Genomic DNA, 25,519 nt, shown 5'->3' with positions numbered 1-25,519 from the left:
CAATATCCGCATCAGGATCGGGGATCGAAGGCGTCGCGCAACGCTTCGCCAATGAACACCAGTAACGAAAGAATCAGCGCCAGGGTGAAAAACGCCGTCAGCCCCAGCCAGGGCGCTTGCAGGTTCTGTTTGCCCTGAGCGATCAGCTCACCCAGGGATGCGCTGCCGGCGGGCATGCCGAACCCAAGGAAGTCCAGCGCGGTAAGGGTGGAAATGGCCCCGGTGAGAATGAACGGCAGGTAGCTCAACGTTGCGTTCATGGCGTTGGGCAGGATATGCCGCACGATCACCTTGCGATCGCTCAGCCCCAACGCCCGGGCAGCCTTGACGTATTCAAGGTTGCGTCCGCGCAGGAACTCGGCGCGCACCACATCCACCAGGGCCAGCCAGGAAAACAGCGCCATGATCCCCAGCAGCCACCAGAAATTCGGTTCGACGAAACCCGACAGAATGATCAGCAGGTACAGCACCGGCAGCCCGGACCAGACCTCCAGCAGCCGCTGACCGATGAGGTCGACCCAGCCGCCGTAATAGCCTTGCAGGGCGCCGGCAGCGATGCCGATCAGCGCGCTGACGAAGGTCAGCATCAAGGCAAACAGAATCGACACCCGTGCGCCGAAAATCACCCTTGCCAACACGTCCCGCGCCTGGTCGTCGGTGCCCAGCCAGTTCACGCTAGAAGGCGGGCTCGGGGACGGTTTGTTCAGGTCATAGTTCGGCGTGTCGTCACTGAACGGAATGGGCGGGAACAGCAGCCAGCCACCGTCCTTCTTGATCAGGTTTTGCACGTAGTCGCTGCGGTAGTCGGCCTGGAACGGCAGTTGCCCGCCGAACGCCTGCTCGGTGTAGCGCTTGAGGGCAGGGAAATACAACGAGCCCTGGTAGTTGACGATCAGCGGTTTGTCATTGGCGATCAGTTCGCCGCCCAGGGTCAGCATGAACAGACCGACAAACAGCCACAGCGACCACCAGCCGCGGCGGTTTTTCTTGAAGCGTTCGAAGCGGCGACGGCCCAACGGCGAAAGCTTGAACATCAGGCGTTCCTCGCGGCGAAGTCGATACGCGGGTCGACCAGGGTGTAGCACAGGTCACCCACCAGTTTTATCAGCAGGCCGAACAAGGTGAAGATGAACAGTGAACCAAACACCACCGGATAGTCCCGCGACACCGCCGCTTCGTAACTCATACGGCCCAGGCCGTCGAGGGAGAAAATCACTTCGATCAACAGCGAACCGGCAAAAAACACGCTGATAAATGCCTGGGGAATCCCCGACACCACCAGCAGTATTGCATTGCGGAACACGTGGCCATACAGCACGCGGCGTTCGCTCAAGCCCTTGGCGCGGGCGGTGACCACGTACTGGCGGGTGATTTCATTGAGGAACGAGTTCTTCGTCAGGATCGTCAAGGTCGCGAACCCGCCAATCACCAGCGCCGTCACCGGCAGCACGAGGTGCCAGAAGTAGTCGATGACCTTGCCCAGGGTCGACAGTGACTCGAAGTTGTCCGAGACCAGCCCGCGCACCGGGAACCAGTTCAGCGACGTACCCCCGGCGAACACTACGATCAGGAACATCGCGAACAGGAACGCCGGCATCGCGTAGCCGATGATGATCGCGGTGCTGCTCCAGATATCGAAATGGCTGCCGTGGTGCACGGCCTTGCGGATGCCCAGCGGGATCGACACCAGATAAGTGATCAGCGTCGCCCAAAGCCCGAGGGAAATGGTCACTGGCATTTTTTCAAGGATCAGGTCGGTGACGGTGGCGCCACGGAAGAAACTCTTGCCGAAGTCCAGGCGCGCGTAGCTGGTGAGCATCAGCCAGAGGCGCTCGTGGGCCGGCTTGTCGAACCCGTATTGTTTTTCGATGTCCTTGATCAGTTGCGGGTCGAGGCCGCGGCTGGCCCGGGAGCTGCCGCTCACGGCTTCGCTGGCGCCACCGCCGACACTCACCCCGCCGATGCCTTGCAAGTGGGCGATGGCCTGTTCCACCGGCCCGCCCGGTGCGGCCTGGACGATCACGAAGTTGACGAGGAGGATGATCACCAGCGTCGGAATGATCAGCAGCAGGCGCCGCAGAATGTAAGTCCACATCAGTGCGGTCCTCCGGGTCTGCCACGGCGGATGCGCTCGGCGGTCATTTCCTGGTTGGTCAAGGGCGTGGTGCTCATTTCCCACCAGCTTTCGATGGCTTCGTCATTGCTCGCTTGCACATCGGGCATGCCGAAGCGATTCCACCACACGGTGGAGGTGCCCGGCGGGTAGTAGTTGGGAATCCAGTAGTAGTTCCACTGCAACACCCGGTCCAGGGCATGGGCGTAGCGCAACATGTCGGCCTGGGTGTTGGCGCGCACCAGTCCCTTGATCAGGGTATCGACGGCTGGATTCTTCAGGACCATGTAATTGTTGGAGCCTGGGTCAGTGGCCGCCTCCGAACCGAAATAGTTGAGCAGTTCGCCCCCCGGAGACGTGGTGACCGGGTAGCCGGTGACGATCATGTCGTAGTCGCGGCTCATCAGGCGATTGACGTACTGCGAGGAATCGATGCGGCGGATGTTCATGTCGATGCCGATCTGTTTCAGGGTGCGCTTGTAGGGCAGCAGCAATCGGTCCAGGCCGTTCTGGCTGACCAGGAAAGTGAAGCTCAGCGGATCTCCGTCGGCGTTGACCAACTGATCGCCATCCGGTTTCCAGCCGGCCTGTTCCAACAGGTCCAGGGCCTGCAACTGCTTGTCGCGGATCACGCCACTGCCATCGGTTTTGGGGGCTTCGAACACTGTGGTGAATACTTCGTCGGGAATCTGCCCGCGAAGCGGTTCAAGAATCGCTCGCTCGCCGGCATCCGGCAGTTGCCGGGCAGCGAGGTCGGTGTTGGAAAAGAAACTTTGCTGGCGGATGTACATGTTGCGCATCATCTGCCGGTTGCTCCATTCGAAATCCCAGAGCATGGCCAGTGCCTGACGCACGCGGCGATCCTGGAACATGGGCTTTTGCAGGTTGAACACAAAACCCTGGCTCGGTTGCGGCGCTTCGGTCGCCAGATGCGCTTTTTGCAGTCGACCGTCGCTCAGGGCCGGGCTTTCATAACCGATGGAGTAACCGGTGGCGGAAAACTCGCGATTGTAATCATAGGCACCCCCGCGCAGCACCTGGCGTGCCACGTCGGTATCGCCGAAGTACTCGATGCTCAAATGATCGAAGTTGTATAGGCCGCGGCTGACCGGCAGGTCCTTGCCCCACCAGTCGGGATTGCGCTCGAAGGTGATGCTGCGCCCGGAATCGACCTTGCTGACCTTGTAGGGCCCGCTGCCCAGTGGGGGCTCGTAACCGCCGCCACCGGCGAAGTCGCGGGTCTTCCACCAGTGTTCGGGAAACACCGGCAGCGTCGCGATGTCCAGCGGCAGGGTGCGGTTTTCGTTGGTCTTGAAGTCGAAGCGAATGGTCAATGGCGCCTCGACTTCGACGCCTTTGACGTCAGCGAATTGAGTGCGATAGCGCAGACTGCCCTGGGTCATCAATAGATCGAAGGTGTAGCGCACGTCTTCGGCGGTGATCGGCTTGCCGTCGGCGAAACGCGCCTTGGGGTTCAGGTAGAAGCGCAGTGACAGGCCGTCATCGGAGCGTTCCATCTGCCGCGCCACCAGGCCGTACACGGTATAGGGCTCATCCAGCGAGCGCTGGGCCAGCGGCGAGTAGATCAGGCCGTCAATCTGCGAGACGCCAATGCCTTTGTCGATATACGGCAATACATGATCGAAGTGCCCGATTTCGATCGCCGAACGGCGCATGGTGCCGCCTTTGGGGGCTTGCGGGTTGGTGTAGGCGAAATGGCTGAAACCGGCAGGGTATTTGGCCGGTTCGCCGTAGACGGTCAACGCGTGTTGTGGTGCGGCATTCACACCGGCGGCACCTAACAGCAGGGCCACGGCAGTGAATAATAAAGTCGGGAAAGCCAGTCGCATTGTCAGCCTTAGAGCCGGGTGGTCGTTAACGACAATTTGTACGCTAGCGGCGCGTCCCTCGCCAGCCTATTGCGTATCTGAAACGCAACGGCCCACCAAAAGGCGGGCCGTTGCGCGCAAAACACAGGCGTCGATCAGTCCTGACGGCTGGTCACTTCCAGCAGGTGGTAACCGAACTGGGTCTTGACCGGACCTTGCACCACGTTGATCGGTGCGCTGAACACTACGGTGTCGAATTCCTTGACCATCTGGCCCGGACCGAACGAACCCAGGTCACCGCCCTGGCGGCTGGAAGGGCAGGTGGAGTTGGCTTTGGCGATTTCGGCGAAATCTGCGCCAGCCTCGATCTGGGCCTTGAGTTCGTTGCACTTGGCTTCGCTGGCAACAAGGATGTGGCGGGCAGTGGCTTTAGCCATGGGAAATACTCCTTTCAATATTCGGCAAAGTGCTGAGCCTACCGGATTCGGTGGGCTATTTCTCCTCAAAGTTCCGTTCCATATGGCCTGAACAGTGAGAGTCTTATCAAAGACCGGCTTTTTTCAGGCGTTCGGCATGCCGCACATACAGGTCGATCGGGTCGACTTTTTTGACAAATTGAACGGCCGGCGCCTGGAGTGTGCCGAGATGATCGAGTGCATAGTCGGACCGGATGACGGTGCCCAGATGGGAACTGTATCGACCGACCATGCCATCGTTCTGCTGCGCTTCAGTGGTGAAATATTGGGAAAATGCACGCAAAAAGCCATGCAGCGGATCCAGTGCCTCCAGCCCTTCGTCCAGAATGCTGGCCTGCAGGATGCCGCTCCAGGAGTAATAACGAACACCGTTGACCAGTTCCCGCCCTTTGCCGCCCCAGGTTTCCGGTAGCCCTTGAGGGTACTTGTCGTTGAAGAGGCTAACGCCCTCGGTGCTCAGGGCGTTCAGCGCGGCGATGGCATTTTGTGGCAGATGACGATGACCGCTGAGTAACGAGAGGAAGTCTGCGAACAGGGTCGCGACCGTTTCCGCCACGTGTTCCGGCAGACCTCCGGGCGTCAGCGCCTTGCGCAGGAAGTCAGCCAGTTCCGAGCCATGGTTCGGCCCGCTGACAGACGTCACTGAGGCCACGCACTGTGGAGCAACCGCTCCCGCATACCGGGCGGCGAGTGCACCCTGGCTATGACCGATCAGGTTGACTTTATTCGCGCCGGTCCCTTCCAGAACCCGTTCGATCTGAGCCAGTAGCTGCTCGCCCCGGGTTTCGTTGCTGTGGGTCGCCGACAGGTGTGGCACGAACACCCTGGCACCCGCACTGCGCAGCGCCTGTTTGATGTCGTGGAAGAGCTCGAAGGTGCCGATCCGGTCAAAACCGAAAAGCCCGTGGACCAGCAGGATTGGATATTGAGTGTTTGCATTCCGTTGCATGTTCATACCTTTCAGCCGTTCAGGGAGGTGTGTCGTGCCTCACTCTAAAGCACTCTGACGGCCGCGCGATGTATGAAAAAGCCGCTGTATCCCGATGAAAACGGACTAGAAACAGTGAGAGAACTCGGATGTGAATGAAGTCTCGATCGGACTGTCCGGACAGCTTTTTAGCGTGTGCTGAGTGTAAATCAACAAATGGCCTACTTCGTGTAGGCCATTTTTCCGCGAAATCTGAAGGGTTCCAACCGCCGACCAGTCTCCGGATGAAGACGGGTCGGTGAGTCGGGGTCATACCGGTTGTGGAATGCTGCGTTGTACGCGCAGACGCTCTGCGGCCTGACGCAGCAACGCTTGCGTGCCGGCCCAGCCCAGGCAGCCGTCGGTGATCGACACACCGTATTTCAGCGTCGAGCTCAGCGGCTGGCAGCCTTCGAACAAGTGACTTTCGATCATCATGCCGATCAGCGAGCGATCGCCTTGCAGGCGCTGTTCGAGCACATCGTTGAACACCGCCGGTTGGCGCAGCGGATCTTTGCCGCTGTTGGCGTGGCTGCAGTCGACCATGATCCGTGCCGGGATCTTCAGTCTGGTCAAGTCGCCGTGCACTTTGGCGACGCTGGCCCGGTCGTAGTTCGGCCCGCCATGACCGCCGCGCAACACCAGGTGAGTGTCCGCATTGCCCGGGGTCTGGATGATCGCCGGATGCCCCTGGCTATCGACGCCGAAATGACGGTGCGGATGTGCGGCCGAGCGCATGGCGTCACTGGCGACCCCGACCCCGCCGTCGGTGCCGTTCTTGAAACCGACCGGCATGCCCAGGCCGCTGGCCATTTCGCGATGGATCTGCGATTCGGTGGTCCGGGCGCCGATGGCCACCCAACTCAGCAGGTCGTCGAAGTAACCGGCGGCCATGGGTTGCAGCAACTCGGTGGCAACCGGCAACCCCATGAGGAGCATTTCACGCATCAGTTCACGGGACAGGGTCAGGCCGCCTGCCATGTCGTCGCTGCCGTCCAGGTGCGGATCATAGGCCAGGCCTTTCCAGCCGACGGTGGTGCGAGGTTTTTCGACGTAGGCGCGCATGACCAAGAGCATTTCGTCGCTGACTTCGGCGGCGAGTTGGGCCAGGTTGCCGGCGTACTCGAGCGCGGACTCAGGATCGTGGATCGAGCAGGGGCCGACGATGACCAGCAGACGGGAGTCTTCACCGTTGAGGATCGCCCGAACCGCCTGGCGATGAGCAGCGACTTGCTGGCTCAGGGCGTTGGTCAGTGGCAATTGCTGTTTGAGTTGCAACGAGCTTGGCAGACGCAGGGTCAGCGCTTCGTTGGCAGGACTGAGGGTGGACAGTGGCAGAGCAGAGACGGACGAGTTCATGTTCAGGCTTCCTGGGCAGGTGGCGGGTTCGTTCCCGCGCACTCGGCCCTACTGGGGTGTTCGACAATTGGCCAGATTGGCTACGTGTGTGTGCTTGCCACCTGTGGGTGACCGATCGGAGGCGGCAGGCTGTCCCGAGCGGAGGGTGGTAAATCGCCAGGCGGTAAAACTGTCGTAACGGTAATAAGTGGCGTAGTTCATTGCGTTGATCCTCAAGATGTCTGGTGTGTTGCAGAAAATGTCAGGTGCTGAAAAAACAAAACCCCCGGTCGGGAGGCCGACCGGGGGTTGAGAATTCTCTGGTGGCGACCCGTTTAAAGTGGGCGCCGGGTGAGTATCAGGCGCGCCAGTGGCTAAACCAATACCCAAAATAAAAGCTGACCGGAGCACAAATGTCGTTCACCCGGGCAGCCGCAACCGAGCGCGGGGCGCTGGCGGTACGAAGCAGTGAGAGGGCGTTGATCATGGTGTATCTCCGATGGATGGTTCGAGCTTACTAGAGCCAGGTACAAGGATTCAATCAGAAATTGCTATCGATGATTCAGGGCATTCTCAATCAGTTGAGCGCCTTGGAGGTTGTGACACACTCTGCGTTTCCGAATACATCAAGTCACAAGGACGGAACATGCCGCCTCTGATCATCGCCGCCGCCCAATCGTCTTCCATTGCCGGCGACCTTGCCGGCAATATCGCCCGGCATCAACGCTTCATGCAGATAGCAGCCGAGCATGGCGTGCAATTGCTGGTGTTCCCTGAGTTGTCGTTGACCGGTTACGAGCGCGGACTCGCAGCACAGTTGGCGCTCGCGCCGGAGGCTGCCGCGCTGCAACCGCTGCGTGATTTTGCGCAGGAAGTCGGGGTGACGACGGTGGTCGGGATGCCGATCCGTCTGTCGGACGCTGCTCCCGTATTGATCGGAGCGCTTGTACTGGGCGCCGACGGCTCACTCGGGGTCTATAGCAAACAGCATTTGCACCCGGGAGAAGAGGTCGCATTTGCACCCGGATATGGCGGCAAGACGCTGCTTGTCGGTGCCGATACTGTCGCCCTGGCGGTGTGTGCAGACTTTACCCATGCCTCCCATGCCTCCCATGCCGCTGCGGCGGCACAGCAAGGGGCTGACGTGTACGCGGCCGGAGTGTTGATCACCGAAAAGGGCTATGGCCCGGATACGGCGTTGTTGAAAGGTTATGCGCAAACCCATTCGATGGTCGTGCTGATGGCGAACCATGGAGGGGCCACGGGAGGCTGGGAGTCGGCGGGGCGCAGCGCAATCTGGTCGGCGGGCGGCGCCTTGATTGCAGCTGCACCGGGTGCCGGTGACTTGATGGTCGTTGCTCGACGCGATACTGACGGATGTAACGGACAAATCGTACCGGTCAGGGAGGTTTGATGGGCTTCGAATGGTGCGCGGCGACGGAGGGTGATCTCGATTTCTCGCGCGAACTGACTCGCAGGAACATGCTGCGCTATTACATTCGATACGACCTGTTATGGCTGGACGAGGCGTTCGACGCCGCCTGGATGGGGCGTGAAAACCGGATCGTCATGCGTGATGACAGTCGAGTGGGGTATGTCAGTCTGAGTCGGGATCCCCGGGCGCTTTACATCCGCGAACTGCACATCGTCGAAGCATGCCGAGGGCAGGGGGCCGGTTCCTGGGTGATCGATCAGGTATTTGCCATGGTTCGCCAGGAACGACGCCCGGCATTGCGTTTGACCGTGTTTGAAAATAATCCGGCGCGAGCGTTGTATGAAAGAAAGGGCCTACAGGTGGTGGGCGCGGACGAGTGTTTCCTGAGAATGCAGCGCGATGTCGAGGGTTCGCATCGCTGAAACACCCTTGCCACAAGCCTTTCAAGATGTATTGAAACTTTTTATATGGTGCTTGCCGCTAGGTCTGCCAGTTGCTTTTTGCTAAGGTGTCGGCAACCCAATAAGACCATATCGCGAGGTGTCTGCTTGATTAGGGTTCTAGTAGTCGATGACCATGATCTCGTTCGTACAGGCATTACTCGAATGCTGGCTGACATCGATGGCCTGCAAGTGGTTGGCCAGGCTGAATCGGGTGAGGAATCCCTGCTCAAGGCGCGTGAGCTGAAACCTGATGTGGTATTGATGGATGTCAAAATGCCCGGTATCGGTGGCCTTGAAGCCACGCGCAAATTATTGCGCAGTCATCCGGACATCAAAGTCGTAGCCGTGACCGTGTGTGAGGACGATCCGTTCCCTACACGGCTGTTGCAGGCCGGTGCTGCCGGGTACCTGACCAAGGGCGCCGGGCTGCCGGAAATGGTCCAGGCCATCCGCCTGGTGTTCGCCGGGCAGCGCTATATCAGTCCTCAGATTGCCCAGCAATTGGCGATCAAATCCTTCCAGCCGACCAACGATTCTCCCTTCGATGCCTTGTCGGAGCGGGAGATACAGATCGCGCTGATGATCGTCGGCTGCCAGAAAGTCCAAATCATCTCCGACAAGTTGTGCCTGTCGCCGAAGACCGTGAACACGTACCGTTACCGCATTTTCGAAAAGCTTTCGATCAGCAGTGATGTCGAGTTGACGCTATTGGCGGTTCGTCACGGCATGGTCGATGCCAGCCTCTGAAATGACTGATAATTTTGATCCAGGCGCCTTTCTGTCGACCGTCAGCGGGCATCCCGGTGTGTATCGCATGTTCGACAGCGATGCGCGCCTGCTCTACGTCGGCAAGGCCAAGAACCTCAAGAATCGCCTGTCGAGCTACTTCAGAAAAAGCGGCCTGGCGCCCAAGACCGCTGCGTTGGTGGCGCGAATCGCTCAAGTCGAAACGACCATTACGGCCAACGAAACCGAAGCCCTGTTGCTTGAGCAGACGCTGATCAAGGAATGGCGTCCGCCCTATAACATCCTGCTGCGTGACGACAAATCCTACCCCTACGTTTTCCTTTCAGACGGCCAGTTTCCGCGCTTGAGCATCCATCGCGGCGCGAAAAAGGCCAAGGGCAAATATTTTGGTCCGTACCCCAGTGCCGGCGCGATTCGCGAAAGCCTGAGCCTGTTGCAAAAGACCTTTTTCGTCCGGCAGTGTGAAGACAGCTACTACAAGAACCGTACGCGCCCTTGCCTGCAATACCAGATCAAGCGCTGCAAGGCGCCTTGTGTCGGTCTGGTGGAGCCTGAGGTGTACGCCGAAGACGTACGACACTCGGTGATGTTCCTCGAAGGTCGCAGCAATGCACTGAGCGACGAGTTGTCCGCTGCAATGGAAGAGGCGGCGATCAATCTCGAGTTCGAGCGCGCCGCGGAGTTGCGCGACCAGATCTCGCTGCTGCGTCGGGTTCAGGATCAGCAGAGCATGGAAGGCGGGACGGGCGATGTTGATGTCATCGCGGCGTTCGTCAATCCGGGCGGTGCCTGCGTTCACTTGATCAGCGTTCGTGGTGGGCGAGTACTGGGAAGCAAGAACTTCTTTCCGCAGGTCGGTATCGAAGAGGACGTTTCCGAGGTCATGGCGGCGTTTCTCGGTCAGTATTTCATCAGCAGTCCTGAGCGCGACTTGCCGAGCGAGTTGATCGTCAACGTGGTTCATGACGACTTTCCGACACTTATTGCGGCCATTGACGAGCTGCGTGGTCGCGAATTGACCATCAGCCACCGGGTGCGTGGCACGCGAGCACGCTGGCAACAATTGGCTGTGACCAATGCCGAACAGGCACTGGGCGCGCGCCTTGCCAACCGCCAACACGTTGCCGAGCGCTTTGAAGCCCTGGCGCAGGTGCTGAAACTGGATGAGCCGCCCCAGCGCCTTGAATGCTATGACATCAGTCACTCCAGCGGCGAGGCAACCGTCGCCTCTTGCGTGGTATTCGGCCCTGAAGGCCCGATCAAGTCCGATTACCGCCGCTACAACATCGAAGGCGTTACGGCGGGTGATGACTACGCGGCGATGCACCAGGCGCTGACCCGGCGCTTCAGCAAGCTGAAGGACGGGGAGGGCAAACTGCCGGACATTCTGCTGGTGGATGGCGGCAAGGGGCAGTTGTCCATGGCGCGAGATGTGCTGAATGAGCTGGCGGTACCGGATCTGATCCTGCTCGGTGTGGCCAAGGGGGCAACGCGTAAAGCCGGTTTCGAAACCCTGTACCTCAATGACGCCGCTCACGAGTTCACGTTGCGCGGTGATTCCCCCGCACTGCATTTGATCCAGCAGATTCGCGACGAAGCTCACCGCTTTGCTATTACCGGGCATCGCGCCCGTCGTGGCAAAACCCGACGTACGTCTACACTGGAGGGCGTTGCCGGCGTTGGACCGACACGTCGCCGCGATTTGTTGAAACATTTTGGTGGATTGCAGGAGCTGTCTCGTGCCAGCATCGACGAGATCGCCAAAGCCCCCGGGATCAGTAAAAAGCTCGCAGAGTTGATTTATGCAAATCTGCACAGCGAGTAGAATGCCACCTCACCTCGTAGCCAGTTGTGCCGATGAATATCCCTAATCTGATTACCGTTCTACGCGTCCTGCTCATCCCGATCTTTATTTTACTGTTCTACCTGCCTTACCAATGGAGCTACGTGGCGTCAGCCTCTGTCTTCGCATTTGCCGCTGCCACGGACTGGCTGGACGGGTATCTGGCCCGCCGTCTTGAGCAAAGTACCCCGTTCGGTGCTTTTCTCGATCCCGTTGCCGACAAGTTGATGGTTGCCGTTGCCCTGGTGCTGTTGGTGCAGGAACACGGCAACCTCTGGCTCACGTTGCCGGCTGCCGTCATCATCGGTCGAGAAATCGTTGTATCTGCCCTGCGGGAGTGGATGGCCGAACTCGGTGCCCGTGCGCACGTCGCGGTATCCAACCTGGGCAAATGGAAAACCGCCGCGCAAATGCTGGCGCTGGTGATCCTGCTGGCCAATCCGTCGGATTTCAGCTTCTGGGTCCTGATGGGGTATGCCTTGCTGATGGTGTCTGCCGGTCTGACATTGTGGTCCATGGTCCAGTACTTGCGGGCTGCCTGGCCGCATCTGAAGACCGACGTGGAAAAAAAATAAAACTTTTTTGAATCAAGGGGTTGACGGGGCTTCTGAATTCTATAGAATGCGCCACACCAAGACGCGGGAATAGCTCAGTTGGTAGAGCACGACCTTGCCAAGGTCGGGGTCGCGAGTTCGAGTCTCGTTTCCCGCTCCAAACATAGCGCTGCATATTTCAACTGAAGTGTGCAGCGATCGAAAAAAGGACCTTCGGGTCCTTTTTTCGTTTCTGCAGAAATCACTCAAGTCCAGCACCACCCAGTGTTTTAAGTCCCGACTTGAATTCGGACGCGCACTGAATCGGTTTGTTGCTGGAGCAGCCTGGATAGTGAGATGAGCATTTGGCCCTGACGCTGATCAGGGGCTCGCGATGGCACTCTCAGAGAGGTCTATTCGGCATGTCCGAATCATTGGTATTGATTGGATACTCGCTGCCAGTGACGGCCCTCAGTGGAAAGTCCGGCTTTACCGGTACTGCTGGGCGGGCAAGCAGAAGCGCGTGCGCCGCGCCGTGCTGCTTCTTGCGACAGAGCATGCCTTCGAGGCGATGTTCGATCGGTGGGAGGAGGCCTGCAGGCTCTCGAGAATCCTGGCCCTAGAGCGTTGTCGCACGGCAAGCCCGAGGCCGCCCGGTTCACGAATCCCGGGCGGTCCTGGTTTTTTTCGCACGATCAGTAGCGAATCATCACCGATTTCAGTTCGGTGTAATCCTCAATAAATGCACTGCCAAACTCCCGGCCGACCCCTGAAGATTTATTGCCGCCAAAGGGAACTGCCGGATCAAGCAGGGTGTGCATGTTCACCCAGACCGTTCCGGCGTTGATGGCAGGTACCATGCGCAGCGCCTTGCTCAGGTCATTGGTCCAGAGGCTGGCACTCAAGCCGTAAGGTGTGTTGTTCATCAATTCCAGTAGCTCTTCTTCGCTGTCGTAAGGGAAGAACGTCGCAATCGGACCGAACGTTTCTTCGTTGAGCAGCGTGTCGTTGACTGTGTTAGCGAGGATCACCGTGGGTTCGACGTAGCAGCCCGGGCGGTCGATAAGATTGCCACCGTGAATGATGGTGTTGTTTTCTGCTCGTGCCTTGGCGAAAAACTCGCCGAGTTTAAGTTGGTGCTGGCGATTGGTGACCGGGCCGAATTCGGTGCGCTCATCCAGCGGTGAGCCAATGTTCAGTGCGCCCAGGCGTTGGGCCAGTTTGTCCATGACCGGATCGATCTGTGAGCGATGGACGAAGAACCGCTCGGCGGCGGCGCAGATTTGCCCTGAGTGCAGGAAACCGGCTTCGATGATGCCGTTGACCGCCTTGTCCACATCTACATCGCGCAGGAAACCCGCGGAGTTTTTCCCGCCCAGTTCCAGTGTGGCGCGGGTCAGCCCGGCACCCATGGCGCTCTGGCCGACGGCAATGCCTGTCGGCACCGAGCCGGTGAACGAAACCTTGTCAGTGCCTGGGTGTTCGATCAGGCCTTTACCCACCAGACCGCCACCGGTCAATACGTTCAGGGCACCGGCAGGCAGGCCGGCTTCGATGGCCAGTTCGGCGATCCGCAGAATGGTCAGCGGGGTGAATTCGCTGGGTTTGATGATGATGCTGCAGCCGGTCACCAGCGCCGAGGCGAGTTTCCAGATAGCGATCATGGTCGAGAAATTCCACGGCACGATGCCGACGACCACCCCGACGGGTTCGCGAAGGGTGAAGGCGGTATAGCGTTCGCCAGCGAAGGAGGGCAGTGACGGGGTGAGGGTCTGACCGCTGATCTTGGTCGCCCAGCCAGCGTAATAACGCAGAAAATGCGCGGCCTGGTCGACTTCGAAGGCCCGGGAAATCTGGATGATCTTGCCCGATTGGCAGGTTTCGATCTGCGCCAGTTCCTCGCGGTTTTGCTCCAGCAGGTCGGCCAGTTTCATCAGCACGGTTGCGCGAGTCGCCGGTGCCACCTGGGACCAATGCTTGAAGCCGCGGTTGGCCGACGCCACTGCCGCATCGATATCGACAGGGTCTGCGTCGGCGACTCGGGTGATGACCTGGCCAGTGGCAGGGTTGATCACCTCCAGCGTCTGGCTGGAATGACCCTGAACGTAGCCACCGTCGATGAACAGCGCATGGCTTCGACAGAGGAAGGCTTCAACTTGGGGCAGCAGTGGAATATCGCTCATGGGGTTTTCCTGGTCGCGAATAAAGAAAAGCGCGAGGTTAATCCATGGGTTCCAGGCTGGCTTGACTGTGGCTGCCGGAGCCTATGTCTGTGGCTGCCAGCGCCGTAAGGATGTGTTCGGCAGCTTCGGCTCATCGCCTTTGAAAAGTACAATCTTGGCTCTGGAAGGTGCATTTTCTACCAGGATGGGTGTCTCCATACTGGCTCTGCATCCAGCGCCACTCTGCAATTTCGGGAGTCGCCTGGACATCCAATAATAAGCAGGGCCATCCATGAAAAAGCCAAACCCGCTCCTTGAAGACCTGAAGTCCATCCTGCCGACCATCGCTGCAAACGCCTTCCAGGCGGAGCAGGATCGCAAGGTTCCCGACGAGAATATTGCGCTGCTGAAAAGCATTGGTTTGCACCGTGCTTTTCAGCCGAAAGCCTTCGGTGGCTTGGAGCTATCGCTGCCCCAGTTTGCCGATTGCATTGCCTTGCTCGCGGGTGCCTGTGCCAGTACCGCCTGGGCCATGAGCCTGCTTTGCACCCACAGTCATCAATTGGCGCTGTTCTCGGCCGAACTGCAGCAGGAAGTCTGGGGCGATGATCCGAATGCCACCGCGAGTAGCAGCATCGCGCCTTTTGGTCGCACCGAGGAAATCGAAGGCGGAGTGCTGTTCAGTGGTGAAATGGGTTGGAGCAGCGGCAGCGACCACGCCGAGTGGGCGATTGTCGGCTTCCGTCGCAAGAACGCCGAGGGCACTCAGGATTACTGCTTCGCGGTTCTGCCGCGCAGTGATTATCAGATTCGTGACGACTGGTTCGCCGCCGGTATGAAAGGCAGCGGCACCAAGACTTTGATCATCGACAATGTGCGGGTGCCGGAACACCGGATCCAGAAAGCCAAGGACATGATGGAAGGCAAGTCCGCGGGCTTCGGTTTGTACCCGGACAGCAAAATCTTCTACTCGCCGTACCGTCCTTATTTCGCCAGCGGGTTCTCCACCGTGAGCCTGGGTGTGGCCGAGCGGATGCTTGAAGTGTTCCGCGAAAAGACCAAGACCCGCGTGCGGGCATACACCGGTGCGGCAGTCGGTGCCGCGACCCCAGCGTTGATGCGTCTGGCCGAGTCGACTCACCAGGTCGCCGCCGCCCGGGCTTTTCTCGAGAAGACTTGGCAGGAGCACGCTGAACACAGTGAACAGCAGCGCTATCCAAGCCGCGAAACCCTGGCGTTCTGGCGCACTAATCAGGCCTACGCCACCAAAATGTGCATCCAGGCCGTGGATCGGCTGTTCGAGGCGGCCGGTGGCAATGCCTGGTTCGAACATAACGAGATGCAGCGTCTGTTCCGCGATTCACACATGACGGGTGCCCATGCCTACACCGACTACGACGTCTGTGCACAGATCCTCGGTCGCGAACTGATGGGTCTGGAGCCTGACCCGAGCATGATCTGAGCCCGCCTTCATAACAACAATCAGGACGGCTCATGGAAGCCGTCCGGGAGTCTTGCATGACTGATCACAGCGTTCGCGCAGCCACTGAAACCACCTTCGACCCGCGGGCGTTTCGCCGGGCACTGGGCAACTTCGCTACCGGGGTGACCGTGGTGACGGCCGCCACCGCCTCCGGGCGCAAAGTCGGGGTCACCGCCAACAGCTTCAACTCGGTGTCCCTCGATCCGCCTCTGGTGCTGTGGAGTATCGATAAACGCTCCAACAGTCATGAGGTGTTCGAGCAGGCCAGCCATTTCGCGGTCAACGTACTGGCCGCGGACCAGATCGATCTCTCCAACAACTTTGCCCGACCCAAGGAAGATCGCTTCGCTGAAATCGAGTACGAATCCGGGGAGGGTGGCTCTCCGGTATTCGCCGATTGCTCGGCGCGTTTTCACTGCGAGAAGTACCAGCAGGTGGACGGTGGCGACCACTGGATCATGATCGGCAAAGTAGTGGCCTTCGACGATTTTGGTCGCTCGCCATTGCTGTATCACCAAGGCGCCTACTCCATGGTCTTGCCTCATACGCGCATGACCAAACGCGATGAAAGCCAGCCGCCGAGTAGTCATTTCCAGGGACGCCTTAGCCACAACTTGTACTACCTGATGACGCAGGCAGTGCGGGCTTACCAGTCGAGCTATCAGCCCCGGCAGTTGTCCACGGGCCTGCGCACCAGCGAGGCGCGGATGTTGATGGTATTGGAAAACGACGCCAGGCTCAGTCCCGGCGACCTGTTGCGCGAGGTGGCGATGCCGGTCCGGGAAATTGATGAGGCGATAGCCAATCTAAAACGCAAGGGGCTGGTCAACGATGATGACAGTCGCGTCAGGTTGACCGCTGCGGGTATCGAGCAGACAGACGATTTGTGGGCCATCGCACGGGAGCAGCAGGACAAGGTATTCGCCGATTTCAGCGACGAACAGATCGATACCTTCAAGTCGGTATTGAAGACGCTTGTCAGCCGCTGTTGATCCTCCAGGTATTTCTGCGGCGCTCAAGGGCGCCGTTTGCATTCATGGCAGGCAGGAGCAAACGGCGCTGCAGCGTCGTACAAGCAATTCTCTTCAGCTTCCTGTCAGATCCAGTCCTTAGACTCGATGAACAAAGGACTGGCTGATGTTTTTCAAGAAACATAAACAGATGCTTGAACTCGCTGAGGCTTTGCAGCGCCTGCTGGCCGGCGAGGCTTTTGAGGTGAAGGGGCTTGGCGCCTGCCCGCAGTTGCAGATGTGCCTGGATGAGTTAGTCAGGCAAAGCGCTGAGGTTGCGCATCAACGGCTGGCCGCCGAGTCGCAGACCCGGGACCTGAGCCTGCAGCTGGAACGCAGTGAACAGTCGCTTGCCGAGCGTTGTCAGCAACTGGAACAGGTGCGCGCTCGTGAACAATCACTTGAAGTCGAGTTGAACCGGCGCGTTCTGGATGCCCGCCAACATGAACAGGATGCGAAAATCTGGGACCTGTTGCAGTCAACGCTCACTGAAGGTTGCTGGGACATCAATGTGGTCAACGGTGATGTCCAGGACCCTGCCAGCTGTATGCGCTTCTCCAGCCAGTTCCGCCTTCTCATGGGCTACGGCCCCCAAGAGTTGCCCGACGGCTGGGATGCACAAGTCGGGATCACTCATCCAGATGACCTGCCAAAAATCATGGCGATCTTTGATCGTGAGATTCTCAGTCCACAGGGCAGTGGCGAGTATGTCTTTGAGTACCGGATGCGCCACAGGACCCGCGACTACATCTGGTGTCGCGAACGTGGTCGTGCGGCCCGTGACGAGCAGGGGCGTTTGACCCGCGTCATCGGCGCAGTGCGTGACATCAGTGATGAGCGTTCGGCCAGGGAAACCCACCGTCAGATGCTTGAGCAGAATCAGGCGACCTACGGGCAAATCGCAACCGTCGTGAGTGTCATCAAAAGCATTGCGGACCAGACGAACCTGCTGTCGCTGAACGCCGCGATCGAGGCGGCAAGGGCAGGAGAGATCGGGCGTGGGTTCTCGGTGGTGGCCGACGAAGTCCGAAAGCTGGCGGAATGTACCCGCCAGGCCACGCATCGGATTCAGACCATGTTGCTTGAACACAAACAGTAGTTTGGCTCAGGAGCTGCGCAGTGCAGCTCCTGAAGGTCATCAGAACGGTACGGCCACGGTTAGCTGGCTGTAAACGTTGGTGCCATTGCCGCCCACCTGATTCCCGCCGTTGCTTTCGTCTTTGTTCGGCTTGTACAGGCCCAACAGTGGAGTGACGATCAGGTGTTCACTCACAGCCCATTCGGCGTACAGATCCAGCTCGCGACCATCGAGGTTCAGTGCGTCGCTTTTGTGCAGTGTCTTGTAGTCAAAGAACAGTGCGCCGACCGTCACCACGTCGACCGGTTTGACCTTCAACGCGACATGTTGGACCGAGGTGTTGCTATTGAAGGGGCCGGAATAATTGGATGCCACTTCACCCTGGAACCAGGTGCCATAGCCGCGGTTGAAGCCGTTGAACATCGAATCCCAGTTCTTTGAATAGCGGCTGTAGCGGTAAGTCAGGTCAGGCGACCAGGGCAAATCTGCGAAGGTGTAGCCGGCTTCGGTGTACCAGGCTTTTTCGTTGCCGGCGTCCTTGTCCTGCCAGGCATATTCGAAAGCAAAGTGGGCGTTTTCTATTCCGGCATTGCCCGCGCCGCGAAGGCTATAGATGTTCATGCCTTCGCGTTGCTTCTGGAAGTCGCTGGCATAGCGGTCGTCAACGTCGATGCCGTGGATGTAGGTCAAGCCCAGGGTACCCGGTGCGGCTGTGTATTCCAGTGTGCCTGCGGCCATTTCGGTGTTGGCTTGTGAGCGATTGTTGGACTTCATCCACATCAGGCTGCCGTGTACGCCGTCTTTGCCCCCCAGGCGAACGACAGCAGTCTCGTCGAAAGCATGTCGAGCGGCCAGGTAGTAGGCGCCTCCTCGATTGAGCTTGCCGTCGGCAGGTCCCTTGCCAAAATTAAGGCCGTCGTCGTTGATGATGAAACCGTCGCCGAGGGTGATGATCTGGCGGCCGAACGACAGGTCTACGCCGTCCTTGCCCAGGACTGGAAAGAGTTCGCCCGAACGCCATCCTGCAAAGGCTTCGTCGAATTTCGTGGTGCGCTCGGTGCCATCCGTAATACCCGCCGCATCACCGTCCCCCCAGGTGCCCGAACTGACCAGATTGGCCGTTCCATAGACGCTCCCCGCGCTGCCAAGTGTCTGATCGATACTGAGTCCATATTTGATAAAACCTTCGCGCCAACTGGAGCCACCGGTGGTGCCGTCATAGTTTTTCCGGCTGTTAAACATCCCGTAGACAGCCAGGAAGTTGCCTGTGACTTTAGTGTCTTCATCGGCGTAAAGCTCGTAGGCGTAGGTGGACGAGTTGGCGGTCAACAGCGCGACGCCCAGGCCAATGGCCTTGGAAAGCGATCGTGTTTTCAGCGTTTGCTCCATTGTTACGTTCCCCAGCATTGTTGGTCGAGGGCGCATTAGGATGACTGGGAGCGAGGGAAGTCTTTGATCTGCGTGCCACGCAATTGACTCTGCCAGCCAGGCAGTGCTCCTTGGCAGGCAGCAACAAAACCGGCGGCAGACATGGGCAAGACGACGGACCGGGACGAGCGCAAAGTGATCCTGAACACGAGGCCGTTTCGATCAGGGACTGGCTGGGGAGGGCTTCATCGCCGGCTCCTTGAACGGCTCGATACATCCATCAAGAAATCCGCTTTCGAGGATCCGCACCATGTCGATCAATGACCGGCTCACACAGCATCTGAAACGGGGCAGCGTTGGTTTTCCAACCGCGTTGGCCAGCACCATCGGCCTGATCATGGCCAGCCCGGTGATTCTCACCGCGACCATGGGCTTTGGTATCGGCGGCAGCGCATTCGCGGTGGCCATGCTGATTGCGGCAGTCATGATGCTTGCCCAGGCGACGACCTTTGCCGAAGCGGCGTCGATCCTGCCAACCACCGGTTCGGTCTACGACTACATCAATTGCGGGATGGGGCGCTTCTTCGCGATCACCGGCACGTTGTCGGCGTACCTGATCGTGCATGTGTTCGCGGGCACCGCGGAAACCATTCTGTCCGGGGTCATGGCGCTGGTGAACTTCGAGCACCTCAATACCCTGGCGGAGAATGCCGGCGGTTCCTGGTTGCTCGGGGTAGGGTTCGTCGTCGTGTTCGGGGTTCTCAATGCGTTCGGCGTCAGCGCCTTTGGTCGCGCCGAGATCATTCTGACCTTCGGCATGTGGACCACGTTGATGGTGTTTGGCGTGTTGGGGCTGATCGCGGCGCCGGCGGTACAACTGGATGGCTGGTTCGGCGTCTCTCTGGTGGGTACTGACTTGATCACCATTCTGTCGCTGGTGGGCATGGCCATGTTCATGTTCGTCGGTTGCGAGTTCGTGACGCCATTGGCGCCGGACTTGCGCAACTCGGCCAAGGTCATGCCCAAGGCCATGATTCTGGGACTGTTGAGTGTTGCCGCCTGCATGTTCATCTATGGCGCCGCGATGAAGCGTCAGGTCGAAAACGTGTTGCTGGATGCCGCCACGGGCGTGCATCTGCTCGATACCCCCATGGCCATTCCGAAGTTCGCCGAGCAGGTCATGGGGCATGTCGGCCCGATGTGGCTGGGGATCGGCTTTCTGTTTGCCGGTGCCGCCACGATCAACACGCTGATGGCGGGCGTGCCGCGAATTCTCTACGGCATGGCGGTGGACGGTGCGTTGCCCAAGATGTTCACGTACTTGCACCCGCGTTTCAAAACTCCGCTGTTGTGCATTCTGGTGGCGATGCTGATTCCGTGCCTGTATGCCCTGTGGTTGGGCGGGAACACCGATAACATCATGCACCTGGTACTGGCGGCGGTCTGTGCGTGGAGTTTTGCCTACCTGTTGGTGACGCTGTCCGTGGTCATCCTGCGGATTCGTCGTCCGGATCTGCCACGCGCTTATCGCTCGCCATTCTTCCCGTTGCCACAGATTCTCTCCAGCGTCGGCATCTTGCTGGGCATGTGGTTCATTACCCCGCCAGGGATGAACCCGGCGGATATCTACGTGCCGTTCGGGGTGATGCTCGGGATAACGGCGTCGTACGCCCTGTTCTGGACATTGGTGGTGCAGCGAGTCAATCCATTCAAGCCAGCTTCGGTCGAAGAAGTGCTGGCCAAGGAGTTTTCCCATGAGCTTGGCAACCCTCACAACGGGTATCTCGACCATGCTGCAAAAACTGTCTGAGATGTTCAGTGCCCAGCGGGCCCCGGCAGGTTACCGACCGGGGGTCACGCTGGAGTACCTGCGGCGTAACCTCGCAAGGGAGGGTTTTACCTCGACAGGCCCGGCCACGGCCGTGCTGATTCTGGAAGAAGCCGACCTTCAGATCGACATTGTCGAGCGCACCGAATCGCAATTGCTGATGCACCTGGTGATGACGCAATTCATGATCAGGGTGCCCGCCTCAGAGGAGGGCAATGCTCGCTTCGAGTTGCACCATGGCGGGTCGATCCGGCGCACGGGATTGAAGTGTCGGCAACGGGCGGGAGACCCCGCTTTGGCAGCCAGGCTCCAGGCCCGCCTGGAAGAAGACCAAGCGCTGCATCAATCGTTGATGGTGCTTGATTTCAAAACCCTGCAAATCGATCTGGACGGGCCTCAATGGCAGGTTCGGGTGGAACATATGGGCGGTAGCGAGGTGGTCAACCGAATGCCGGCCTTTCGTCGTTACATTGCCCTGAGCGGCGAGCAACGTCAGGAATTGCTCAATGTGCTGGTGGGGTTTCAGCGGGTATTGAGCGGACTCTGAATTCAGGAGTTGGCACCATAAGTGCTTCTGTAGTCGGTACCACGGATTTGTTGCGTCTATATAGATAACATGTTAACTATTAGCCAACAAAAACAAGATGCCACTGCGGAGATGCCCATGAGCACCTATCAGTCTGCGCAACATGGATTAGAAAACTGGACTCGGGATTTGCGAGCGGCCTGTGGCCATTTCGACACTGAACTGGCCTACAACCGTTCGCTGTTCATCGGCGAGGTTTCCAAACAGTCCAGGGGCGGTCTGTCACTGGCCAATCTGCGTACCAACGCCGGTTTGATCTTCCGCGACCGGCCCAATGCCGATCACGATAACGATCAACATTGTTTCCTGGTCAGCCAGCGCAGTGGCTATTGTCAGATCACCCAAAATGGCCAGGTCATTCAGTTGGCTCCGGGTGATATGTTGTTGATGGACTCCACAGGGTCGATCGAGATCAGCCCTTTCGGGCTTATCGAACATGCCTCGCTGTCGCTCTCGCGCAACGAGGTGTACAAACACCTGGGAAGCGCTTCGAGAACCTTCGGCAAGATTTCTTCCAGCAAGGCCTGTGGCCGTATGCTTCATGTGTTGATGGATCAACTGTGCAGGGAAGGGCAGATCGGGCAGGATTCGAGTGCAGAAGGTGAAGCCCTGCAATCAGCCTTTGTCTCGTTGCTCGGTTCCGCCTTCGAAATGGATGACACGCAGGGTGACAGCGCTGCATCCCTGCAGGGCAATAATCTGCGTAGCTATGTCCAGAAAGTCATTGAGGAATCCTTGACTCAGCCGGGGCTAAGCCCGGTGGGTCTTGCCAGCCGCTTGAACATCTCGGTTCGTCATTTGTACCGGTTGTTCGAAGAGCAGGACGACAGTGTCTGCCGCTACATTCAGCGTGCGAGACTCAAACGAAGCGCGGATGACCTGACGAATCCGTTCTTGAAGAGTGAGTCGATCACATCGATCGCCTACAAGTGGGGGTTCACCGATTCCGCTCACTTCAGTCGATCGTTCAAGAAACAGTTCGACCTCTCGCCCAAGGACTTCCGCTCGACCCATTTGCAACAAGCGGTCGGGGCTGCGTAGGTCATTAATCTATTAACGAATTGATGTTGACCAAGGTGCTGGATAAGCTAGCGGTGGCTTCCTGCCGACGGGCAGGAAGCCACCGCTAGCACTGATGTCGCTGGCCATGACTTGTCAGGACCGAGCACTGAGTCCTTATTTTATGAGTCAGGGAAAACGATGTCATGAAACCGCTTACCCCGTCGGCCAGCAATATTTGCGCAGTAGCGGTCGAACACTTTGCCGATCACGGTTACGACGCCTCGTCCCTCAACGAGATCGCCGTCCGGGCGGGCATGCGCAAGGCGTCGCTTTACGCGCATTTTGTCAGCAAGGATGACCTGTTTCAGACGGTCTTCGAGATCGCCCTGGAACATGAGCATCAGTACATCAGCACCTGTTTCAAGGAAGAGGCCCGGCACACGGATATACCCGGTCAATTACACCTCGAACGTTTGATCGGACGCTATGACGTGTCGGCGCATCTGCGTTTTCTATTGCGCACGGCCTACTTCCCGCCGGCGGATATCCGCACAGTGATTACCACGGGGTTCGAGGGTTACCTGGCACGGATTCGCCGGTGCTTTCAGAGCGCCGCGCATGACAAATACCCGTCGGCGGGGGTTCAGCCTGAGCAGCTCGAAGTGTTCTGCGACGCCTATCTTGGCATTGTCGACAGCCTGCATGTGGAGCTGATTTATGCGACGCCGCAGGGTTACGTCAAACGGCTTGCAGCCTTGTCGCGTGTCTTCAGGGATTCCCTGTCGATGCTCGAAGGTGCAAGCCGTGGCTGATGGTGTCCAGGCGGTTCAGGTCGTTTGCCCGAGGTGCGAAATCACACCTCGGGCAAGGTCGATCCACCATCAACGACGATGGTCTGTCCGGTGATGTAAGTGGCCAGGTCAGACGCCAGAAAGAGCATGGCCCCGGCAATATCCTCGGCAGAGCCGAGTCGTCCCAACGGTACCCGGCTGGCAATGTCGCCATTGACCTGATCGTCGCCCAGATTGGCCATGGCTGGCGTGGCAATCATGCCGGGCTCGACACCATTGACGCGCACGCCATGACAGGCCAGTTCCAGAGCGGCGTTGCGGATGAAGCCGTTGACCCCGGCCTTCGACGCCGCGTAATGGCTCAGCCCCGGATAGGCCACCCGTGGACCGGTGACCGACGAGGTGACCAGCACGCAGCCAGCACCCTGATGCTGGAACATCGGCAAGGCTGCCTGGGTCAGCCAAAACAGTGCCGAGAGATTGACTGCCAGCGTGCGCTCGAGAATCGGGGAGGTGATCTCGGCGAACGGCGTCAGCGGAAAGTAGCCGGCGTTATGGATCAGGATATCCAACCGCCCCCAGTCTCGCTCCAACCCTTGAACCAGTTTGGCCACCGCTGTCGCGTCGGCCAGATCAATGTCCACAGCGTCAACCTGGCACGCTCGCGCCTTCAAGTCTGCAGCGACCGCCTGAGCTTGAGCCAGACGAAGATCGGCGATCATCACTCGCGCTCCGCGCAATGCGAAGGCTTCGACGATTGCCCGGCCAATGCCCTGCGCGCCACCGGTCACCAGTACCGTTTTCCCGCTGAAATTGAAGTCTTCACGCATGGGCGGCCTCCATGTGAGCGTAAGCCAGCGTTGGCACATCGACGATGCTGGAACCCCCGTCGGCGACCACGGTCGCCCCTGTGATGATCGAGGCGTCGGCGCTGGCGAGAAAGCGACAGACCCTGGCGATTTCATCGGCGCTGGCAGGACGCCGCAAGGGCACATCGGCACAAACCCGATCGTAGGCTTGCTGCAGTGTGTCGCCATAGAAACTCATCAATGGCTGCATTTCCTCATCGGCCATCGGGGTCGTGACCCAGCCCGGGCACACAGCGTTCACCCGCACACCGCGTGGCCCGTAGTCCCTGGCCAGTGAACGGTTGAGCCCAAGCAATGCGTGCTTGGCGGTGGTGTAGCCGCACACTTCGGGCCCGGCGGCCAGCGAGGCGATGGAGCCGATCAGCACGACGCTGCCAGCCTGCTCGATCAGCAGCGGCAGGCAGGCCCTGGCACTGTAGAACGCGCTGTCCAGATTGCTGCGCAGCGATGCTTCCCAGGTTTGCGGACTGGTCTGAGTCGCGCTCCCCAGGCCATGACCGCCGGCGCAGGCCAGCAGTACATCAAGCCGACCGAAGCGTTCACGAATCTGCGCAACGAATCCTTCCCACGTGTCCGGACAGGCCGCATCGCCGACCAGGATCAGGCCGCCGGTTTCCCGAGCAACCTGCTCCAGAGGCTCGCGTCGACGACCGACCAGAACCAGATGGGCACCTTCGGCCGCATACAGCCGCGCGCAAGCTGCACCGATGCCCGTTCCGGCCCCGGTGATGACAATCGTGCGTGATTCAGGCATCGGGATACTCCGTGCGATTGAGGACCTGGCAGTAGGAGCTGACCGGAAAGTTCGACAACTCATCGAAGGACGCACCGGCATAGCCGAAGATCTTGCCGTCGCTGCGGTGCTGTTGCAGGTCGATCAATACCAGGCCCAGGGTGGGGATGATCTTTTCGCGCCAGACGAACAGGTACAGTTGCTCGGCGATCTTGTAGTAATGGCAACGGTCGGTATCGCACAAGCCTTGCTCGACGCCCTTGAGGCACTGCCAGGCATAGAACTGATCGTTGAGATAAATGTGCTCGTACACTTCGCTGGGGCTATAGCGATACAGGTTGCGCAACCCGACCAATTCTCGGGTCGGCGCGTGTGGGCATTGGCCTTCTTGCCAGGGGCGGTCGAGGCTGCCCTGCAGAAATTGCACCTCAACCGACGTCAGGGGTTTACCGGCAAGCGCGCGGCTGTACAGTCCTTCCTGTGTTTCTGCCTGAGTCGGCATGCTCGCGATCACGGCGGTGAACGACGACGTGGCGGTGTCCAGAACCAGGCTCACCGACCACGCCTGACCGGCTTCGCGCTTGATGAAATCGACCAGATACAGGCCAGGACGCACGGACGTGGCGCGGTACGCGGCAGATCCGCTGGAGTGACCGTCAGCGGCCTTCCAGCTCAGTTCTGCTGTTTCGAAGCGATGCTCGATCTGCCAGCCGTTAGCGAAGTGCAGCGTGAAGGTCTTGCCGTTGAGATCGGCGAGGTTGGGCAGGATAAAAGCTTCTGGGGCGAAACCGTCGGCGAGGGCACCTACGGTGATCCAGTCAGATTGTGTGGTCATTGCATGGCTCCGGTTGAATGAGTTGACAACCTGGATCATGCGGCCGGGAC

General features: G+C 59.1%; 23 protein-coding genes and 1 tRNA gene. 13 read left to right on the top strand and 11 right to left on the bottom strand.

The window, feature by feature from the left end:
• Window positions 1-11 precede the first annotated feature (11 nt).
• The 6 genes from BLV61_RS02385 to BLV61_RS02360 form a co-directional block, all read right to left on the bottom strand.
• Entirely contained in the window at window positions 12-1,034 is a 1,023-nt protein-coding gene (locus BLV61_RS02385; protein WP_090462256.1) for an ABC transporter permease, read from the bottom strand.
• Window positions 1,034-2,095, bottom strand: coding sequence for a microcin C ABC transporter permease YejB (locus BLV61_RS02380; RefSeq protein WP_090462254.1), 1,062 nt, complete (start codon window positions 2,093-2,095; stop codon window positions 1,034-1,036). The genes BLV61_RS02385 and BLV61_RS02380 overlap by 1 nt, the downstream gene beginning before the upstream one ends.
• Window positions 2,095-3,963, bottom strand: coding sequence for an extracellular solute-binding protein (locus BLV61_RS02375; protein WP_090462252.1), 1,869 nt, complete (start codon window positions 3,961-3,963; stop codon window positions 2,095-2,097). The genes BLV61_RS02380 and BLV61_RS02375 overlap by 1 nt, the downstream gene beginning before the upstream one ends.
• A 134-nt stretch (window positions 3,964-4,097) precedes the next feature.
• Entirely contained in the window at window positions 4,098-4,379 is a 282-nt protein-coding gene (locus tag BLV61_RS02370) for a peptidylprolyl isomerase (RefSeq protein ID WP_047529711.1), read from the bottom strand.
• Window positions 4,380-4,485: 106 nt separating this feature from the next.
• Window positions 4,486-5,367 carry an esterase/lipase family protein gene (locus tag BLV61_RS02365; RefSeq protein WP_090469688.1) on the bottom strand — a complete coding sequence of 294 codons (882 nt, stop codon included), beginning with the start codon at window positions 5,365-5,367 and terminating at the stop codon, window positions 4,486-4,488.
• 288 nt (window positions 5,368-5,655) lie between these two features.
• Entirely contained in the window at window positions 5,656-6,744 is a 1,089-nt protein-coding gene (locus BLV61_RS02360) for a 3-deoxy-7-phosphoheptulonate synthase (RefSeq protein WP_090462250.1), read from the bottom strand.
• Window positions 6,745-7,369: 625 nt separating this feature from the next.
• Here BLV61_RS02360 and BLV61_RS02355 point away from each other — a divergent pair.
• From BLV61_RS02355 to BLV61_RS02330, 6 genes are all read left to right on the top strand, one after another.
• On the top strand, window positions 7,370-8,137 hold the full coding sequence (locus BLV61_RS02355; RefSeq protein WP_090462247.1) for a carbon-nitrogen hydrolase family protein: 768 nt from the start codon (window positions 7,370-7,372) through the stop codon (window positions 8,135-8,137).
• Window positions 8,137-8,580, top strand: coding sequence for a GNAT family N-acetyltransferase (locus BLV61_RS02350; protein WP_090462245.1), 444 nt, complete (start codon window positions 8,137-8,139; stop codon window positions 8,578-8,580). The genes BLV61_RS02355 and BLV61_RS02350 overlap by 1 nt, the downstream gene beginning before the upstream one ends.
• A 126-nt stretch (window positions 8,581-8,706) precedes the next feature.
• Window positions 8,707-9,348, top strand: a complete 642-nt coding sequence (gene gacA / locus BLV61_RS02345) for a response regulator transcription factor GacA (RefSeq protein WP_047529704.1) — start codon at window positions 8,707-8,709, stop codon at window positions 9,346-9,348.
• A gap of 1 nt (window position 9,349) precedes the next feature.
• Entirely contained in the window at window positions 9,350-11,173 is a 1,824-nt protein-coding gene (uvrC, locus tag BLV61_RS02340; RefSeq protein WP_090469684.1) for an excinuclease ABC subunit UvrC, read from the top strand.
• 32 nt (window positions 11,174-11,205) lie between these two features.
• Complete coding sequence (gene pgsA, locus BLV61_RS02335) at window positions 11,206-11,766, top strand: CDP-diacylglycerol--glycerol-3-phosphate 3-phosphatidyltransferase (RefSeq protein ID WP_047529703.1); 561 nt, start codon at window positions 11,206-11,208, stop codon at window positions 11,764-11,766.
• A gap of 63 nt (window positions 11,767-11,829) precedes the next feature.
• Window positions 11,830-11,905: transfer RNA gene (locus tag BLV61_RS02330), tRNA-Gly, on the top strand.
• Window positions 11,906-12,419: 514 nt separating this feature from the next.
• On the opposite strand, the gene BLV61_RS02320 is transcribed toward BLV61_RS02330, so the two are convergent.
• Window positions 12,420-13,907, bottom strand: a complete 1,488-nt coding sequence (locus tag BLV61_RS02320; protein WP_090462242.1) for an aldehyde dehydrogenase family protein — start codon at window positions 13,905-13,907, stop codon at window positions 12,420-12,422.
• A gap of 271 nt (window positions 13,908-14,178) precedes the next feature.
• Here BLV61_RS02320 and BLV61_RS02315 point away from each other — a divergent pair, with 271 nt between their 5' ends.
• The 3 genes from BLV61_RS02315 (at window position 14,179) to BLV61_RS31815 (ending at window position 17,478) form a co-directional block, all read left to right on the top strand.
• Window positions 14,179-15,348, top strand: coding sequence for a p-hydroxyphenylacetate 3-hydroxylase oxygenase component (locus tag BLV61_RS02315; protein WP_047529678.1), 1,170 nt, complete (start codon window positions 14,179-14,181; stop codon window positions 15,346-15,348).
• A gap of 56 nt (window positions 15,349-15,404) precedes the next feature.
• Window positions 15,405-16,361 (top strand): p-hydroxyphenylacetate 3-hydroxylase reductase component, encoded by a 957-nt coding sequence (locus BLV61_RS02310; protein ID WP_090462240.1) that lies wholly within the window; start codon window positions 15,405-15,407, stop codon window positions 16,359-16,361.
• A gap of 145 nt (window positions 16,362-16,506) precedes the next feature.
• Complete coding sequence (locus BLV61_RS31815; protein ID WP_047529674.1) at window positions 16,507-17,478, top strand: methyl-accepting chemotaxis protein; 972 nt, start codon at window positions 16,507-16,509, stop codon at window positions 17,476-17,478.
• 39 nt (window positions 17,479-17,517) lie between these two features.
• Here the strand turns inward: BLV61_RS31815 and BLV61_RS02300 are convergent, their stop codons facing one another.
• A complete protein-coding gene (locus tag BLV61_RS02300) occupies window positions 17,518-18,846 on the bottom strand; it encodes an alginate export family protein (protein ID WP_047529673.1) in 1,329 nt (442 codons plus the stop codon).
• A 289-nt stretch (window positions 18,847-19,135) separates the two neighbouring features.
• Here BLV61_RS02300 and BLV61_RS02295 point away from each other — a divergent pair, with 289 nt between their 5' ends.
• The 4 genes from BLV61_RS02295 (at window position 19,136) to BLV61_RS02280 (ending at window position 23,053) form a co-directional block, all read left to right on the top strand.
• Window positions 19,136-20,635: an APC family permease gene (locus BLV61_RS02295; protein WP_047529671.1), complete on the top strand. Its 1,500-nt coding sequence runs from the start codon at window positions 19,136-19,138 to the stop codon at window positions 20,633-20,635.
• Window positions 20,616-21,200, top strand: a complete 585-nt coding sequence (locus BLV61_RS02290; RefSeq protein WP_090462238.1) for a DUF3156 family protein — start codon at window positions 20,616-20,618, stop codon at window positions 21,198-21,200. Before BLV61_RS02295 ends, BLV61_RS02290 begins: the two co-directional genes overlap by 20 nt.
• Before the next feature lie 117 nt (window positions 21,201-21,317).
• On the top strand, window positions 21,318-22,280 hold the full coding sequence (gene feaR / locus BLV61_RS02285; protein WP_090462236.1) for a transcriptional regulator FeaR: 963 nt from the start codon (window positions 21,318-21,320) through the stop codon (window positions 22,278-22,280).
• A gap of 164 nt (window positions 22,281-22,444) precedes the next feature.
• Window positions 22,445-23,053, top strand: coding sequence for a TetR/AcrR family transcriptional regulator (locus BLV61_RS02280; RefSeq protein ID WP_090462231.1), 609 nt, complete (start codon window positions 22,445-22,447; stop codon window positions 23,051-23,053).
• Window positions 23,054-23,094: 41 nt separating this feature from the next.
• Here the strand turns inward: BLV61_RS02280 and BLV61_RS02275 are convergent, their stop codons facing one another.
• From BLV61_RS02275 to BLV61_RS02265, 3 genes are read right to left on the bottom strand one after another with little or no spacing between them, the layout of a single operon-like run.
• Window positions 23,095-23,862, bottom strand: coding sequence for an SDR family oxidoreductase (locus tag BLV61_RS02275; RefSeq protein WP_090462229.1), 768 nt, complete (start codon window positions 23,860-23,862; stop codon window positions 23,095-23,097).
• Entirely contained in the window at window positions 23,855-24,655 is an 801-nt protein-coding gene (locus tag BLV61_RS02270; protein ID WP_047529662.1) for an SDR family NAD(P)-dependent oxidoreductase, read from the bottom strand. Before BLV61_RS02270 ends, BLV61_RS02275 begins: the two co-directional genes overlap by 8 nt.
• The gene (locus BLV61_RS02265) at window positions 24,648-25,469 is read right to left on the bottom strand and encodes a molybdenum cofactor biosynthesis F family protein (RefSeq protein WP_047529660.1); all 822 of its coding nucleotides are present in this window, start codon (window positions 25,467-25,469) and stop codon (window positions 24,648-24,650) included. The genes BLV61_RS02270 and BLV61_RS02265 overlap by 8 nt, the downstream gene beginning before the upstream one ends.
• Between the last annotated feature and the right edge of the window lie 50 nt (window positions 25,470-25,519).

Source organism: Pseudomonas mohnii (genome assembly GCF_900105115.1).
In the GTDB taxonomy this organism is placed as follows: domain Bacteria; phylum Pseudomonadota; class Gammaproteobacteria; order Pseudomonadales; family Pseudomonadaceae; genus Aquipseudomonas; species Aquipseudomonas mohnii.
The sequence above is the reverse complement of the archived record's forward strand: the minus strand, read 5'-3'. Positions and strand labels throughout refer to the sequence as shown.